We start from the raw sequence: 16,812 nt of genomic DNA, 5'->3' as shown, positions 1-16,812 counted from the left end.
CGGCAAGGTCGTCGCATTGTCGCGCGACTATCCGGGAACGTATGTTAGCCTGATTACCTCTCCGCCAATTCGATCGCTCGCCACGAGGCGCAGCCGCGACCGTGGGCCGGCAAAGAGCGGTTTGCCGCGACCCAAAACAACGGGATGAATATACAGCCGATATTCGTCGACAAGACCAAGGTCACCAAGACTTCGCGCTAGCGCAGGCCCGGAAACTTCAATGTCCCCTTCCAGTTGAGCCTTCAGTCCGCGTATCGCCGCTTCCATGTCATCCGCGATAAGGGTGGCGTTCGGCCCGACCGACTTCAGTGAGCGCGACACGACCCATTTCGGTTGGCGCCGCCACGCCGCTGCATAGGCGTGTTCCTCCTCGCCCCACTCCGAACGGTCTTCGTCCCAATACCGCATCACCTCATACATGCCGCGGCCGTACACGCTGCCGGCAAGGCTGCGCACATCATCGATGAAATGACGAAAGAGCTCGCGATCCGGCGCAAATTCCATGTGGTCAACGTAACCATCCAGCGACTGGTTCAAAGCGAACACGAGCTTCGCCATGCTGCAGGACCCTCCTCCCAAGTTCCCCAAAAGGACTGGCCGATGCTATGCGGAAATGAGATCTCGTACAATCTGTGCGTAACTCCAGCGCCCGCCTTCCAACCTGTACGCAAAAGCAGACAGTTCACTAACCTGCTGAGATACGACTTCGCTTTCGGGCTGACATTGGTACTTAGCCTTTGACCTCAACTTAACTTGAGGAATTACACCCGCCTTTGTGACATCCGAGCAAAGGAGATGAGGATGAACGGAGCGTTTTACCGGATCGACAAGTTTGCTGTTCCGGAGGCTGCACGCGAGGAATTCCTGATGAACGTCCTGAAGACGTACGAGGTCCTGCAGGCGCAGGAAGGCTTCATCAGTCATCAGGTGCTGGAGCAGGTTTCCGGTCCCGGCGAGTTCAATTTCGTGACGATCGCCCAATGGGAAAGTGCGGAAGTGATCGACCGTGTGAAGGCCGTCGTGCAAGCCGCCCATCGCGCCCGAAACTTCGATCCGCAGGCGCTGTTCGAACGGCTCGGCATTCGGGCCGACATTGCCAACTACAAGCCGGTCGCGGCTTGATCCGGTATTGGCCGGCTAGATGCCGGCCAAATTCCTCTCCCGACGCAGGAGCAGGTAGAAGCGCCCGCACAGCATGGCGGCTGCCGCGGCAAGTCCGACCAGGAAGCCGAACCAGATGCCGATACCGCCAAAGCCGAGCGGGAACGCAAAGGCCCAGGCAAGGAAGAAGCCGATCGGCCAATATGCGATCAGTGCGAGGATCATCGGCACGCGTGCATCCTTCAAGCCGCGCAGCAGTCCATTGGCGATCGCCTGCAGGCCGTCGACCAACTGAAACAGTCCTGCCACAATGATCAGCGGGCCGGCATAGGCGAGCACCTGCGGCGCCTCCGGCAAGCTCGTGTCGAGAAACCAACTGCCCAGGAATTCCGGAGCAACAGCGAACAAGACACTGCCGGCAATCGAGATCGCGGAAGAGAGAACAAGGACCGCGACCGACGCACGGACGAGAGCAATATAGTCGCCCTGCCCATGCGCGACGCCGACGCGAACGGTCGCCGCCTGCGACAGCCCGAGCGGGATCATGAAGGCGATCGAAGCCCACTGCAACGCGATGCCATGGGCCGCAAGTTCGATCGTCCCGATGTGCCCCATCAGCAGCGAGGCAACGGTAAAGAGGCTCACCTCGGCCAGGATGGTCACGCTGATCGGCAAGCCGAGGCGTACGACTTCCCAGAAGGCCTTCCAGTCGGGGCGCCAGAACCGGACGAAGATCTCGTAGCGCCGCGTCTCCTCCCTGCTCTGCACATAGCCAACGATGAAGAGGAAGCCGGCGGTCTGCACGACGACGGAAACGATGGCCGCCCCCTCCAGCCCCATCGCCGGAAAGCCGAAATGCCCGAGCACCAGCGCATAGGCGAAGAAGGCGTTGAGCACGAGCATGGCTATTGTCACATTGAGGACGACCGCCGCCCTACCGATCGCGCTGACGAGCGCCCGCATGACATTGTAGAGAAGGCCAGGCAACACGCCGAACTGACCGATCATGATGTAGCCATGCGCCAGCGCTGCGACATCAGGCTTCTGGCCGGCGGCAAGCAGTATCCTCTCGGAGTTGAAGAACGCCGGCTGCATGATCACCCAGAAGGCCAGCACAACCCAAAGGCCCATACGCAACGAACGGCGCACGCTGACGACATCGCCCTTGCCGTAGGCCTGGGCAACCATAGGAATGACTGCAATGGAAAAGCCCGAGCCGAAGACCAGAATGGTGAAAAGGAACTGCGCCGAAAGCACCATCGCAGCAAGGTTTTCTGCGCCGAGGCGTCCCACGATCATCACATCGGTCGTATGGATGCCGAGCTGAGCCAACTGCGCGCCGATCAGCGGGATTCCAAGCGCCAGCGTCGCGCGGAAATGCGCGGCCCAATGGTTATCGGTTTTCGGCGCAAGCTTGCGCGCGTCGATCGGCGTGTCCATGACACCAGTCCTGTGATTGAATCAGTGATGGCCGCAACCTGCGGCAAAATATCACCACGGCTTAGATCAAAGCCCGGCAAAGAGCTATTCGAAACTGTGCAAATGATGAAAAATTCATCATCGCATCACGGATTCTGATAGCTCACTCCGCCGGTTGCTCGACAGCCTCAGTCGCCTTTGCTGGGCGAACCTTGGTTAGAAACACGATGGCCGTAATCAAGATGATGATGGCCGCCAGCAGATATGGCGCTCCGGGAAAAGTCACCGGCGCGTCGGCCCTCGTGAAGTAGCCGAACAGCTGCGTAAAGATCAGCGGCCCGACGATCGTGGTGATGCTGCTGAGGCTGGTAAGCGCGCCCTGCAGTTCGCCCTGCGCCGACGGCGGTACCTTGCCGGCAGCAATACTACGCAGCGGCGGGTCGGCGACATTCTCCATGACGGTCAGCACGATCACCGTGTAGACCATCCAGCCCTCCCATGCGAAGGCGTAACCCGTCAGTCCGACGACGGAAAAAGACAGACCGAGGACCGCAGTCTTCCACTCGCCGAGCACCGGCACGATTCTCGGCAGGATGACGGCCATGACGAAGGCCGCGCCAATTCCGTAGATCCCGAGCGAGAGCCCGATCTGCCCCTCACTCCAGCCGTAACGATAGGTCGAAACGAAGGACCAGACGGCCGGATAGACAGCATGCGCCAACCAGAAGAGGAACATGACCGCACAGATCCACCCGATACCGGGATAGTTCCGCATCTGCTTCAACGCGCCGAGCGGATTGGCGCGCTTCCATTCGAACGTCCGCCGATGCTTCGCATCCAGCGTCTCGGGAAGCATGAAATAGGCAGCGACGAAATTGATGAAAGATACGGCTGCCGCGCCGAAGAACGGGACGCGTGGACCGAATTCGCCAAGGAACCCGCCGATGACAGGCCCGATCGTGAAGCCGACACCGAAGGCTATCCCGATCAGCCCGAAGTTCTTCGCCCGGTTTTCGTCTGTGCTGATATCGGCGATGTAGGCGGAACAGGTCGCAAAACTGCCGCCACTGAAACCAGCGAGCGCCCGACCGATGAAGAGCATCCAGAAGCTCGTCGCCACGGCGCAGATGAAATTGTCGATCGCAAACGTCAGCACAGACAAAAGCAGGATGGGTCGCCGCCCGAAGCGATCGCTGAGGTTGCCAAGGAACGGCGCGAACAGGAACTGCATGACGGCGTAGACGACAAGCAGCCAGCCGCCGTCGAGGGCGGCGTCGCTCACGGATCCGCCGGTCAATTGCTCCAGATAGGCCGGCAACACGGGCATGATGATCGCGATCCCGATCACGTCGAGAAACAGGATCATGAAGACGAGGAAGAGGCCGCGACGAACGAATTTCGGATCGAGCATGAGACATCTCTGCAGGGCGTTGTTTGTTCTGAGAAGACGATCTCGTCGCCAGCCTAGTTACATAACTCACGCATAATAGCGAAACAATACGTGAACATTTCAAATCTTTTGATAGGCCCACGACTTATCTTGATGAAGAACCGGAACAAAGGCAGACCAGTGCTGCCCCTGCGCGGCTTGCGTTTGACAAGGTCGGCGAAGGCCGGGTGAGAGACCCGGCTCAGAAGCGGGTGTTTCCGATCATATCGGTCCTGAGAACGTATCGCAGGCGGACAACTGGCCGCTGTCGAAGCCGCGCTTGAACCAACGAGCGCGCTGCTCCGACGTACCATGGTTGAAGCTCTCCGGCACGACGTAGCCTTGGCTGCGCTTCTGAAGCGTGTCGTCGCCGATCTGCTGGGCGGCGTTCAACGCCTCCTCAAGATCGCCCGCTTCCAGAATGCCCTTCTGCTCGGTGAACCTGCCCCAGATGCCGGCGAAGCAGTCTGCCTGCAGTTCGACGCGGACCGACATCTTGTTCGCGTCCGCCTCGCTCATCCGCTGACGCGCCTGGTTGAACTTCGGCAGGATGCCGAGCAGATTTTGGACGTGATGGCCGACCTCATGCGCAACGACATAGGCTTCCGCGAAATCGCCGGAGGCGCCGAACTGGCGGCTGAGCTGGTTGAAGAAGGCCGTGTCGAGATAGACCTTGTGGTCGCTCGGGCAATAGAACGGCCCGGTCGCCGCAGAGGCAAAGCCGCAGGCCGACTGCGTCTGTCCGGAAAAGAGAACGAGGCGCGGCTCCTCGTAAGTACGGCCCTGAGACTGGAAGATCCCGTTCCAGGTGTCCTCTGTCTCGGCAAGCACGGTGCGTACGAATGCCGTCATTTCATCGTTGGCGGGTGCCTGACCCCCCGATTCGCTCTGCTCGTAACCAGGTCCACCTGTCGTCGTGCCGCCATCCATGATCTGCAGCAGATCGATGCCCATGGCCTTGAGGATCAGATAGATGACGACCAGGAAGATGATGGTGCCAATGCTCAAGCCGCCACCGCGCCGGCCCATGCCGCCGCCGGACGGAAAACTGAAGCCTCCTCCTCTACCCAGTCCGCCCATGGAAGGATCGCCACGACGATCCTCGATATTGTCGGACTGACGCCGGCCTTTCCACTCCATGACGGTTCCCCCAGGCTAAACCTTCGGTCGGTATGTATATATCTCGACGATGGGGAAATTCCAGCTACCAAGGGACTGAAAACCAGCCCCCGAGCCAGTCAATCAAGCGGCAGCGGCCGCAACCTGTTGAGTGTCCGCGGCCGATCTCGTTTCGCGATTCATCAGCGCCTTGAGAGCAAAATGACCCAACCCAACGACAAGCAGGGACGCGTAGCCATCAATCAAGTAGTGCCAACCTAGAAAAACGGAACTCGCCATCACAAGTGCTGTGTAACCAAAGGCGATAATACCCAGCCTGCGCGAGACCTCTGCCGCGAAAAATGCATTCAAAGCAATCAACCCCACATGTACGCTCGGGAACGCCGAGACGCCTGAGCCAAGCCCGGCCCCACCGTGCTCGTGAAGCGACCATAGGTAACGCTGAATCATATTCGCCGTGGTGGGACCGTCGGGTGATGCCAGGAAATCCAACAGTTCTGCAAAACGCTGGCTGTCACCGGTTACCGCGCCGTAAAAGACCGGTCCAGCAGATATAAAGATGCCGGCAAAAATGTTTCCACAGACGACCCAAACGAACATGAACATGCCGACATAGCGGACGCGCACTGGTGCAGCCCGCGGCGAGGTCGCTACGTAGAAAAGCGTTCCGAAGCAAACCACGAACCATAAAACGCTGTAATTCCAGTCCACAATCTTGACGATTACATCATGTCTGGCAATCGGCACGAGGATCTTCCAAGGATCGAAGCCAAAAGCGAGCAGCGCATCAATCCTTGCGAGCCATTCGTCGTATAGAAAGCCGCCTCGCATCAGCGGAAGCAGATTCTTGATTGACGTGAACATGCCCTGAAAGATCATCAACGCCATCAGCAGCAACATGCCCGAAAAAAGATGAGCCAACCTGTGAGGTGAGAATGTCCTTCGTTTAGCTAGCGATTGCTTTCCGTTAAAGCGAAGCAAAACCCATGCGTAGTCGAAAATAACTGCCATGAGAGGCATGAAAAACAGGAACAGATAAGTCCATTGCTCGAGGTACTTCCCGAACGACGCCATCTCGGCGTGCCCATACGTCCCCAGCAACGCGATACCAATCACGGAATAAATCGCAATTGCCAAATAGAGCCAGCAGTCCGCCCTTAATCGCGCACGGACATGCAACAGCAACTCGAAAATCCAACCTCGCAGATTTATAGATCTTTCGTCGCGATTGCCCATCGTTGACTCAAAACGTCCAGCAGGCAAACCGCCCAGTGGTCTGCGATGCCTAATAGAAAGCACAGCAGTTGTTAATTTTTGCGAAGCATCCCACCTTAAAAGTGTCAGCCAAAGAGCGAATACTTCCAACACCGGCACCTTGACGACACACAAGCAATCGGTCCCCTCATCTATGATGAGGTCTGAGGAGGAGAGGCAAACCATGAAGGCAGTGCGGCTCGAAGCGACGGGAAAGCTGGCCCTGCGCGAGGTAGAACAGCCCGAACCTGATATCGGCGAGTTGCTTGTCCGCGTGGACGCCTGCGGTATCTGCGGCACCGACCGCCACCTGTTCCTGGGCGAGTTTCCTTCAAAGCCACCCGTTACCCTCGGCCACGAATTTACAGGCATCATCGAAAGAGTGGGCGAAGGTGTGAGCGGCTTTCGCGCAGGTATGCGCGTTACCGGTGACCCCAACATAGCCTGCGGCCACTGCCCTGAATGCCAGCGCGGACGCGTCAATCTATGCCATAACCTCCAGGCGATCGGCATTCATCGCGACGGTGGCTTTGCCGAGTATGTCTGCATCCCGCAGCAGCAGGCTTTCGAACTGCCGTCTGCGTTGGATCCACTCCATGGAGCTTTTTGCGAACCCCTCGCCTGCTGCATCCACGGAGTAGACCTTGCTGAAATCCGGACGGGCTCATCGGTTGTCGTACTTGGCGGCGGAGTGATCGGGTTGCTCGTCGTCCAGTTAGCCCGGCTGGCGGGAGCAACCAACGTCGTTCTCTTAACCCGCAGCGAGGAGAAGCGTGCACTCGCCGAGAAGCTTGGAGCAACCGCCAGCGCAGACCCTTCGACAGCGGACATCGTCGCGCGCCTCACGGCGGCAGACGGCATGCTTCCCGGTGGCGCAGACGTCGTGATCGAATGCGCCGGCGTTGCCGAGACGATCGAGCAGTCAGCAAGTCTCGCGCGTCGCGGCGGCACGGTCGTGATCCTTGGAGTCATGCCGCAGGGCGTGAAGGTCGCAATCGAGCCGTTCGATCTCCTCTTCCGTGAGATCAAGCTGCTAAGCTCGTTCATCAACCCATTCACCCACCAGCGCGCCGCCGATCTCGTCGCCTCGGGCATCATCAAGGTCGAGCCGCTGATCTCCCGTCGGATTGGCCTTGCGGAGGCCGTCGAAGCAATCTCAAATCCCGCCCGAAAAGGCGAGATCAGGGCGCTTGTCATGCCGAGCATCGACTAGGCTCTGGCAGGAGCTGCCAATTCCTGTCGATTCCGCAATTTATGGGGTTCCGTTTACAAATACATTTGCCTATAAGCCGCTTCTAGCCTGAAAAGACCATCATACGCGCGACCCGGCCGGTGCCTCCCACCCTGGCCGGCTTTCTGCGCAGCTAGGAAACGGAAAAAAGCCCATGCCGAAGCGCCAAGACATCAAATCGATCCTCATCATCGGCGCAGGACCGATCGTCATTGGCCAGGCTTGCGAATTCGACTACTCCGGGACCCAGGCCTGCAAGGCGCTGAAGGAGGAAGGCTACCGCGTCATCCTCGTCAACTCCAACCCGGCAACGATCATGACCGACCCGGGTCTCGCCGACGCAACCTACGTCGAACCGATCACCCCCGAAGTCGTCGCCAAGATCATCGCCAAGGAGCGCCCCGACGCGCTGCTGCCGACCATGGGCGGCCAGACCGCGCTCAACACCGCCCTCTCGCTGAAGCGCATGGGCGTTCTCGACCGCTACAATGTCGAAATGATCGGCGCCAAGCCGGCCGCCATCGACAAGGCCGAAGACCGCGCCCTCTTCCGCGAGGCGATGGAGAAGATCGGGCTGGAAACTCCACGCTCGATGCTGGCCAATGCCACCGACATCAAGGACGCCGACCGCAAGACGCATGAGGCCGAGCGCAACAAGCTGAAGGAAAGCCTCTCCGGCGCAGACCTCGACAAGGCGCTCGACGAGCTGGAAAACCAGTGGAACCTCGGCGAGACCGACCGCAAGCAGCGCTACATCAGCCACGCCATGGCGATTGCCGCACAGGCGATCGACGTCGTCGGCCTGCCCGCCATCATCCGCCCGTCCTTCACCATGGGCGGCACCGGCGGCGGCATTGCCTATAACCGCTCGGAGTTCTTCGAGATCATCGGCGGCGGCCTCGACGCCTCGCCGACGACGGAAGTGCTGATCGAGGAATCGGTTCTCGGCTGGAAGGAATATGAAATGGAAGTCGTCCGCGACAAGGCGGACAACTGCATCATCATCTGCTCGATCGAAAACATCGACCCGATGGGCGTCCACACGGGCGACTCGATCACTGTCGCGCCGGCTCTGACGCTGACCGACAAGGAATACCAGATGATGCGCAACGCCTCGATCGCGGTCCTGCGCGAGATCGGCGTCGAAACCGGCGGCTCGAACGTCCAGTTCGCCGTCAACCCGAAGGACGGCCGCCTCGTCGTCATCGAAATGAACCCGCGCGTCTCGCGCTCGTCCGCTCTCGCCTCGAAGGCCACCGGCTTCCCGATCGCCAAGGTCGCCGCCAAGCTCGCCATCGGCTACACGCTCGACGAACTCGACAACGACATCACCGGCGGCGCGACGCCGGCCTCGTTCGAACCGTCGATCGACTACGTCGTCACCAAGATCCCGCGTTTCGCCTTCGAAAAGTTCCCGGGCGCCTCGCCGGTCCTGACCACCGCCATGAAGTCGGTCGGTGAAGTCATGGCGATCGGCCGCACCTTCGCGGAATCGCTGCAGAAGGCCCTGCGCGGCCTCGAAACCGGCCTCACCGGCCTCGACGAAATCGAAATCCCCGGCGTCGAGGAAGGCGAATCCAGCCAGAACGCGATCCGCGCCGCCATCGGTACGCCGACCCCGGATCGCCTGCGCATGGTGGCCCAGGCGCTTCGGCAGGGTATGAGCCCGGAAGAAGTCCACGAAGGCTGCAAGATCGATCCGTGGTTCATCGCCCAGTTCAAGGCGATCGTCGATATGGAAGCCCGCATCCGCGAGCATGGTCTGCCTGATGATGCCGCGAACCTGCGTAAGCTGAAGGCGATGGGCTTCTCCGACGCCCGCCTCGCCACGCTGACGGGCAAGCGCCCGAAGGAAGTTGCCGAGCTCCGCAACAGCCTGAACGTCCGCCCGGTCTTCAAGCGCATCGACACCTGCGCCGCCGAGTTCGCCTCGCCGACAGCTTACATGTACTCGACCTACGAAACGCCTTTCGTCGGTGAACTGCGCTCTGAAGCCGAAGTCTCCGCCGCCAAGAAGGTCGTCATCCTCGGCGGCGGCCCGAACCGCATCGGCCAGGGCATCGAGTTCGACTACTGCTGCTGCCATGCCGCCTTTGCTCTCCGTGACGCCGGCTACGAAGCCATCATGATCAACTGCAACCCGGAAACGGTCTCGACCGACTACGACACGTCGGATCGCCTCTACTTCGAGCCGCTGACGGCCGAAGACGTGATCGAGATCCTGCGCGCGGAGCAGGAAAAGGGTGAAGTTGTCGGCGTCATCGTCCAGTTCGGCGGCCAGACCCCGCTGAAGCTCGCCGAAGCGCTGGAAAAGAACGGTATCCCGATCCTCGGCACCGCGCCTGACATGATCGACCTTGCCGAAGATCGCGACCGCTTCCAGAAGCTCCTCATCAAGCTCGACCTAACGCAGCCGAACAACGGTATCGCCTACTCCGTCGAACAGGCCCGCCTGGTCGCCACCGAAATCGGCTTCCCGCTGGTCGTGCGCCCGTCCTACGTTCTCGGCGGTCGCGCCATGCAGATCCTGCATTCGGAAAGCCAACTGCAGACCTACCTGCTCGATACCGTTCCGGAACTGGTGCCTGAAGACATCAAGCAGCGCTACCCGAACGACAAGACCGGCCAGATCAACACGCTGCTCGGCAAGAACCCGCTACTCTTCGACAGCTACCTGTCGAACGCCATCGAAGTCGACGTCGACTGCCTCTCCGACGGCAACGACGCCTTCATCGCCGGCATCATGGAACACATCGAGGAAGCCGGCATCCATTCGGGCGATAGCGCCTGCTCGCTGCCGCCACGCACCCTTTCCGCCGAGATGATCGACGAGCTGGAGCGTCAGGCGAAGGCGATGGCCAAGGCCCTCAACGTCGTCGGCCTGATGAACGTTCAGTTCGCCATCAAGGACGGCACCGTCTACGTGCTCGAAGTGAACCCCCGCGCCTCGCGTACCGTTCCCTTCGTCGCCAAGACCATCGGCGCCCCGATCGCCAAGATTGCTGCCCGCGCCATGGCCGGCGAGAAGCTCGACCAGCTGTTTTCGACCTACGGCCAGAAGCCGGACCCGCGCAACCTCAAGCACATCGCCGTCAAGGAAGCCGTCTTCCCCTTCGCACGCTTCCCCGGCGTCGACACGCTGCTCGGCCCGGAAATGCGCTCGACCGGCGAAGTCATCGGCCTCGACACCGACTTCGCGCTGGCTTTCGCCAAGTCGCAGCTCGGCGCCGGCGTCGAACTGCCGCGTGACGGAACGGTCTTCGTATCGGTCCGCGACGAGGACAAGCCGCGCGTTCTGCCGGCGATCCGCGTTCTCGTCGGCGAAGGCTTCAAGGTCCTGGCAACCGGCGGCACGCAGCGCTTCCTGGCTGAGAACGGCATCGCGGCTACGAAGATCAACAAGGTACTCGAAGGTCGCCCGCACATCGAAGATGCGATTCGCAACCGCCAGGTCCAGCTCGTGATCAATACGACGGACGGCAACAAGGCGATCTCCGACTCCAAGTCGCTGCGCCGCGCAACGCTGATGCAGAAGGTCCCCTACTACACGACGATGGCCGGCGCTGAGGCCGCTGCCCAAGCCATCAAGGCGCTGCGGGCCGGAAACCTCGAAGTTCGCCCGCTGCAGAGCTACTTCTGATAGGAAGGGCCGGCCATCGCGCCGGCCTTTCTTTTTCGAACAGGCAGAACCGCTAGATTCGCGCTCTCGCATCCTGTGCGTCCGCCTTGACGTTCCAGGCATCCTGAAATGCGGGTCGCGGTCGATCCTGCAAAGTGAGCTTTCCGCCTTCTTCACGGCGCGTCGGAATGGCGTGACGATCTATCGCGCCTTCGAGCGTCATGGCCAGATCGCGGGCGAAAACCCGATTGCCGATGTGCCATGAGTGGGTCCACGAACCAATCTGCGGCTGCGAGGCCGGATTGACCGTCTTGAAGTATTCGCCGCAATTGACGTCCACCGCTTTGGCGTTGATGTCCGCAGGCAGTCCCACACGACCGACGCGCGGGGCAACACCAAGCCTCTTCGCGTTTGAGACGGCAAGGACCGAGTCGAAAGGGTTCGAGTAGTTGGTGAGCCGCATGATCCGGCGGAACATCGGCTGATTCCAGTCACTCGCAAGAGACAGGCTGGTTGTGGAGACATCGCCGCCGATGAAAGCCACCTGGCCGATGCGCCAGTCTGCCTTGAAAAGATCGCCCTGCTTGTCCGACTGAGCAAAGGCATCCATGATCACGTAGCAGCCGGTGGAATGACCGAGCAGGTGCACATTGGTTTCACAACCGGCCTGTTGGCTCTGCTTCAGGAGACGAATCCCCTTCGTCACAAGCTCGCTTGCGACCGCAGCGGCATCCGATCGGTCCTCGAGATAGTTGAGTGTCTGGTTGTCGCTCGGCCAGTCGAAGGCAACGATCTCGCCGTGCCAGCCTTCCGCTCGCATGTCGGCGCGGAGCTGCCTGATGCGCTTCAGAACTGTCGGAATGTCGTTATTGTAGCCATGCACGAAGATCAGCACATCGCCGCGCGGACCGATCGAATTCGGGTTCTCATCGCCATCCGCCAGCCCCTGCACCTCGGCGACCCAGTCCTTCGCACTCGAAACCGCCTGGCGCGCATCGTAACTGTCGAGCATGGCAGGCACCTTTAAGAACTTGATCGGTCCAGGCTCCGCGATCAACGCATCGCCTGACCGCTTCCTGGCACTGATGATGTAGTTGTCGGCCATCTTCCCCTCCTGCGCCAAACAGCCCGCCACCGACCCTAACGATCATATCAGCTTACAGTTTCAACCCGAAGATGCCAATTCCGCGCCTATGCGGGCAATATCCCGGCGGAAGCGTTCAACCTCCTTCCGGCGCATGTCTCCATCAGGCAGCCGCAGCAGATAGGAGGGATGAACGGTCACGAACAGCCGCCGGCCGCCCTCAAGTTCTATGAATTCGCCCCGTATCTCCTCTAACTTCTGCTGCAAACCTGTGAGCGCAAACAATGCCGTTGCCCCCATTGCGACCACCAGCTTCGGCTTGACTTGCTCCAGCTCCCGGTCGAGCCACCAGCGGCAGTGCTCAACCTCGCCTCGGCTTGGCCTCTGATGGATGCGTCGCTTCCCGCGTGGCTCATATTTAAAGTGCTTGACGGCATTGGTGACATAGAGCCGCGCGCGATCCATGCCCGCCGCTGACAGTGCCTCATCGAAAACTCTTCCCGCGGGTCCAACAAAGGGACGTCCCGCGAGGTCCTCCTGGTCTCCTGGCTGCTCGCCGACAAACATGATTTCCGCATCCTGCGGCCCCTCCCCGAAAACCGTCTGCGTTGCCTTGGCATGCAGCGGGCATCGACTGCAGGCCGCAGCCTGTTCGCGAAGCGCTTCCCATGTCCCCGCCACAGCCGATGGCGCGCTTGGCAGGTTCTGAGCAGCCGCCTTAAGCCTTCCATGGAAGGCGGGAGGCACCGTTGCCTCGCGCCTGGCCATCGCAAGCACCCGCTGCTCAGCATTGGCGATAAGGTCAGGAATTAGCTCCGCCTCGGGCATATTCTTCCAATATTTCTTCGGCATTTCCGCCTGCATCGCCTTCACCTTCAGACGCGCAGGGTTGAAAATATTGGCAAAATACGTCCGCCAGAGTTCGTCGGCGGGATCGGAGAGATCAGGCTTGGTGCAGGGCTCGTGGCTGACCGTCAGCTTTACACCATCCCAGCTCGCCGAACCTTTCGGCGTAAGGATCACCCAATCCATGTCGTTGAACCGGCGCTGAAAGAATGGCGCCTTGCGCACGACGATGTGGTGATCGGGTTCGAACCAGGCGAGAAACTTCCGCCGGCCGTTTATGGAAATTCCGGATCCGACCTCCTTGAAACGAAGGAAAGCCGTCATCTTGTGGGCGTCACGGCGAACGCTCTTTTCCATCAATCGCGCAACCGAGACATCCCCGTCGGAAGCGACATCGAGCAGATGCTTATCGGCCTGAAGTCGCCACAACAGCCGATAGAGAAGCGAGAACCGGGCCGGATCCGTATGGCAAACCACCGCTGCGGCAAGCTCGACAAACGCCGGCGGCACGGTCATCGGCCGGCTGGTCGAGGCGGGTTGCGGTGGCAACACGTCGTGCTCCCAGAAGAGCTGTTTCTCGCCTCCCTCTTCACACCACTCTATGTCCTCCGGAGAGATCCCGGCGCACGCAAGCGCACGGGCAGCATCCCGCCATTCGTCAAGATCGCCCCTGCCCTTCAAAAGCACGCGGCGCATCACAGCAGCATCAGTTGCTCGGGCGGTGGCTCGAACATCGCGCTCAAATCCGCTCGGTCGGCTAATCGACGCGGCGTCCATCCCTCCGCCGTCACAAAAGCCTGGACCTTCTTGATCGAGACACCGAGCCTGGACAGGTCATCCAAACGCAAGCTCCGGAAGCGCCGGGCCGAAAGGATTGCCTTCACCGTTTTGGTTCCGAGCCCCGGCACGCGCAGCAGTCGTTCACGCTCTGCCTTGTTGACGTCCACCGGAAAGTCGGCGCGATGGCCGAGCGCCCAGGCAAGCTTGGGATCAAGATTGAGATCCAGCATTCCGCCGGGTTGGGTCGCGGTGATTTCCTCTATCCCGAAACCGTAGAAGCGATACAGCCAGTCTGCCTGGTAGAGCCGGTGCTCCCGCATCAGCGGCGGCTTGATCAACGGCAGGTTTTTCGATGAGTCCGGAATGGGGCTGAAGGCTGAATAGTAGACCCTCTTCAGGCCATAACTGCCGTAGAGCTGCGCACTGGTCCCAAGGATCGTGGCATCGTTGGCCCCATCAGCGCCGACAATCATTTGTGTGCTCTGGCCGGCTGGCACGAAGCGCTTGCGCGTCTTCGATCGGAGAGTCGGCTCCTCCGCCGCTTCTATCTTCAGTCGTAGATCCCCCATCGAGCGACGGATATGAGAAGGTCTCTTCTCCGGCGCAAGGCGCGCAATGCCACTGTCCGTAGGCAGCTCGATGTTCAGCGAAAGTCGATCCGCATAAAGGCCTGCTTCTTCGATGAGATGCGCCGACGCCTCGGGAATCGACTTCAAGTGTATATAGCCGCGGAAGTTATGGGTGACGCGCAGCTCCCGAACCACACGAACCATATGTTCCATCGTATGGTCAGAGGATCGGATAATACCCGACGACAGGAACAGCCCCTCGATATAGTTGCGACGATAGAATTCCAATGTCAGCCAAACCACTTCCTCTGGCGTGAAGCGAGCGCGCTCGACATTGCTGGACGACCGGTTGACGCAATAGGCGCAATCGTAAATGCAGAAGTTGGTCAGCAGGATCTTCAACAATGATATGCACCGTCCATCGGGCGCATAGGCATGACAGATGCCGGATCCTTCGGTGGAGCCGAGGCCGCCACCATTCGCCGAATCGCGCTTTGCTGTTCCGCTCGATGCGCAGGATGCGTCGTACTTTGCGGCATCGGAGAGAATTGCCAGTCGTTCTTTTAGAGACTTCCTCATCTTTTGTTCACTATATGTTCTGGTCACAAAAGTCAATGGAGGCCGGTTTGCGATCGCGCCGACCGGCCTCTGACCGGCGATACGAATTTTATGGAAATCAGCGGTGGCGATCTGCTATAAGCGGAATAGCTAGGATTGTTGCACGGTTCCGAAGTTCCCCTTCGGGACCTGTTTTCTTTTGTGTCCGAGGCTAAGCGGATACAGGGAGTGAAGGACAAAAAAATGGTTGATAAGGTACCGATGACGCAGGGTGGTTTCGTCAAGCTGCAGGAAGAACTGCGCTGGCGTCAGCAGGAGGAGCGTCCCCGGATCATCGAAGCAATCGCTGAAGCTCGTGCGCATGGTGACCTCTCGGAAAACGCCGAGTACCATGCTGCCAAGGAAGCCCAGAGCCACAACGAAGGCCGTATCAGCGAGCTCGAAGACCTGACTGCGCGCGCCGAAGTCATCGACCTCTCGAAGATGTCCGGCAGCACGATCAAGTTCGGCGCCAAGGTGAAGCTCGTTGACGAGGACACCGAGGAAGAAAAGACTTACCAGATCGTTGGCGATCAGGAAGCCGACGTGAAAGCAGGCCGCATCTCCATATCCTCCCCGATCGCCCGTGCGCTGATCGGCAAGGAAGTTGGCGACTCGATCGAGGTCAACGCGCCCGGCGGCTCCAAGGCCTACGAAGTGCTCGCCATCACCTGGGGCTGATTGATCCGTGGACGGTCGCGGCCAACCGGCTATCGTCAATATCAGTGACGTCGAGATTATTGCGCCGAACTTCAAGAAGCGGCTCTCCGGCGTCACCTCCACCATCATTCAGCTGATCCCGGTCCAGCGCGCGCTCGGCGAGAAGATCGCCGCCCTTGGACCGGGCCTTCCGGCATCCTTGCCGCATATCCATTTTCGTGATTTGCCGAAGCTGTGGCATGCTCCGCGCGGCAAGCGCTTTCGCATCTGGCACGCCCGGCGCAATATCGAGATGCTGCCGGCCATCCTGATGCGCGATGTCCTGCGCATGCCTCTGAAGATCGTCTTCACCTCAGCCTCCCAACGCCGCCACACCGGCTGGACGAAATGGCTGATTTCAAAGATGGACGCGGTCATCGCAACCAGCGGCAAGACCGCGAACTACCTTGAAGTACCGAGCACAGTGGTGCTGCACGGCATCGACACGACCCGCTTCTCGCCGGCTGCTGACAAAGCAGCGTCCAAGCGAACGCTTGGCCTCGACGAGACAAAGAAGATCGCCGGCTGCTTCGGTCGCGTTCGCCATCAGAAAGGCACCGACCTTTTCGTCGACGCCATGATCCGTCTGCTTCCCGATAGACCGGATTGGATTGCGATCATTGCCGGACGCGCCACGGCCCAGCACGTCGAGTTCGAAAGCGAGCTTAAGGCACGCGTTGCCTCTGCAGGTTTGACCGATCGCATAGTTTTCGTCGGCGAGCACACCAACATCAACGATTGGTATCGAGCGCTCGACCTTTTTGTCGCGCCGCAGCGCTGGGAAGGCTTCGGCCTGACGCCGCTCGAAGCGATGGCAACCGCCGTTCCCGTTGTCGCGACGGACGTTGGAGCCTTTCCTGAATTGCTGCTCACCGGTGACCAGGAAACCGGCATAATCATCCCGCGTGACGACCTCGATGAGATGGTACAGGCAGCCGCCCTTTTCATGGATGACGACGCCCGCCGCCATGAGGCATCAGCCCGCGCGAGGAGCCATGCGATGAGCGCCTTCAGCATCGAAGGCGAAGCCCGGCGACTTGGCGAAGTCTACACGGCCTTATGAAC

13 protein-coding genes are annotated in these 16,812 nt (G+C 60.1%); 5 read left to right on the top strand and 8 right to left on the bottom strand.

Annotation, left to right across the window (positions count from 1 at the left end):
* Positions 1-27: 27 nt before the first annotated feature.
* Positions 28-558 carry a dihydrofolate reductase family protein gene (locus JNB88_RS17200; protein ID WP_220356491.1) on the bottom strand — a complete coding sequence of 177 codons (531 nt, stop codon included), beginning with the start codon at positions 556-558 and terminating at the stop codon, positions 28-30.
* Positions 559-801: 243 nt separating this feature from the next.
* Between JNB88_RS17200 and JNB88_RS17195 the strand changes: the two genes are divergently transcribed.
* Positions 802-1,122, top strand: a complete 321-nt coding sequence (locus tag JNB88_RS17195; protein ID WP_220356490.1) for an antibiotic biosynthesis monooxygenase family protein — start codon at positions 802-804, stop codon at positions 1,120-1,122.
* Between the two features lie 15 nt (positions 1,123-1,137).
* Here JNB88_RS17195 and JNB88_RS17190 read toward each other — a convergent pair whose 3' ends face one another.
* From JNB88_RS17190 to JNB88_RS17175, 4 genes are all read right to left on the bottom strand, one after another.
* Positions 1,138-2,541 (bottom strand): MATE family efflux transporter, encoded by a 1,404-nt coding sequence (locus JNB88_RS17190; RefSeq protein WP_220356489.1) that lies wholly within the window; start codon positions 2,539-2,541, stop codon positions 1,138-1,140.
* A 142-nt stretch (positions 2,542-2,683) separates the two neighbouring features.
* Positions 2,684-3,931, bottom strand: coding sequence for a TCR/Tet family MFS transporter (locus JNB88_RS17185; RefSeq protein WP_037132855.1), 1,248 nt, complete (start codon positions 3,929-3,931; stop codon positions 2,684-2,686).
* A gap of 240 nt (positions 3,932-4,171) precedes the next feature.
* Positions 4,172-5,089 (bottom strand): KPN_02809 family neutral zinc metallopeptidase, encoded by a 918-nt coding sequence (gene ypfJ, locus JNB88_RS17180; RefSeq protein ID WP_220356488.1) that lies wholly within the window; start codon positions 5,087-5,089, stop codon positions 4,172-4,174.
* A 102-nt stretch (positions 5,090-5,191) separates the two neighbouring features.
* On the bottom strand, positions 5,192-6,457 hold the full coding sequence (locus JNB88_RS17175; protein ID WP_223217229.1) for a phosphatase PAP2 family protein: 1,266 nt from the start codon (positions 6,455-6,457) through the stop codon (positions 5,192-5,194).
* Positions 6,458-6,506: 49 nt separating this feature from the next.
* On the opposite strand from JNB88_RS17175, the gene JNB88_RS17170 reads away from it, so the two are divergent.
* Both JNB88_RS17170 and carB read left to right on the top strand, forming a co-directional pair.
* Positions 6,507-7,535: a zinc-dependent alcohol dehydrogenase family protein gene (locus JNB88_RS17170; protein ID WP_220356487.1), complete on the top strand. Its 1,029-nt coding sequence runs from the start codon at positions 6,507-6,509 to the stop codon at positions 7,533-7,535.
* 172 nt (positions 7,536-7,707) lie between these two features.
* Positions 7,708-11,193: a carbamoyl-phosphate synthase large subunit gene (carB, locus tag JNB88_RS17165; RefSeq protein ID WP_220356486.1), complete on the top strand. Its 3,486-nt coding sequence runs from the start codon at positions 7,708-7,710 to the stop codon at positions 11,191-11,193.
* A gap of 52 nt (positions 11,194-11,245) precedes the next feature.
* Here carB and JNB88_RS17160 read toward each other — a convergent pair whose 3' ends face one another.
* Genes JNB88_RS17160 through JNB88_RS17150 form a run of 3 tightly spaced genes read right to left on the bottom strand, consistent with a single transcriptional unit; the run spans position 11,246 to position 15,030 of the window.
* Positions 11,246-12,277 carry an alpha/beta fold hydrolase gene (locus JNB88_RS17160; RefSeq protein ID WP_220356485.1) on the bottom strand — a complete coding sequence of 344 codons (1,032 nt, stop codon included), beginning with the start codon at positions 12,275-12,277 and terminating at the stop codon, positions 11,246-11,248.
* A gap of 60 nt (positions 12,278-12,337) precedes the next feature.
* The gene (locus JNB88_RS17155; RefSeq protein ID WP_220356484.1) at positions 12,338-13,798 is read right to left on the bottom strand and encodes a UdgX family uracil-DNA binding protein; all 1,461 of its coding nucleotides are present in this window, start codon (positions 13,796-13,798) and stop codon (positions 12,338-12,340) included.
* A complete protein-coding gene (locus tag JNB88_RS17150) occupies positions 13,798-15,030 on the bottom strand; it encodes a putative DNA modification/repair radical SAM protein (protein WP_220356483.1) in 1,233 nt (410 codons plus the stop codon). Before JNB88_RS17150 ends, JNB88_RS17155 begins: the two co-directional genes overlap by 1 nt.
* Positions 15,031-15,252: 222 nt before the next feature.
* On the opposite strand from JNB88_RS17150, the gene greA reads away from it, so the two are divergent.
* Together greA and JNB88_RS17140 are read left to right on the top strand one after the other, a co-directional pair.
* Positions 15,253-15,729, top strand: a complete 477-nt coding sequence (greA, locus tag JNB88_RS17145) for a transcription elongation factor GreA (RefSeq protein ID WP_037132839.1) — start codon at positions 15,253-15,255, stop codon at positions 15,727-15,729.
* 31 nt (positions 15,730-15,760) lie between these two features.
* On the top strand, positions 15,761-16,810 hold the full coding sequence (locus JNB88_RS17140; protein WP_220356578.1) for a glycosyltransferase family 4 protein: 1,050 nt from the start codon (positions 15,761-15,763) through the stop codon (positions 16,808-16,810).
* The last annotated feature ends 2 nt before the right edge of the window (positions 16,811-16,812 follow it).

This window comes from Rhizobium cauense (assembly GCF_019511525.1).
GTDB lineage: Bacteria > Pseudomonadota > Alphaproteobacteria > Rhizobiales > Rhizobiaceae > Rhizobium > Rhizobium cauense.
The sequence above is the reverse complement of the archived record's forward strand: the minus strand, read 5'-3'. Positions and strand labels throughout refer to the sequence as shown.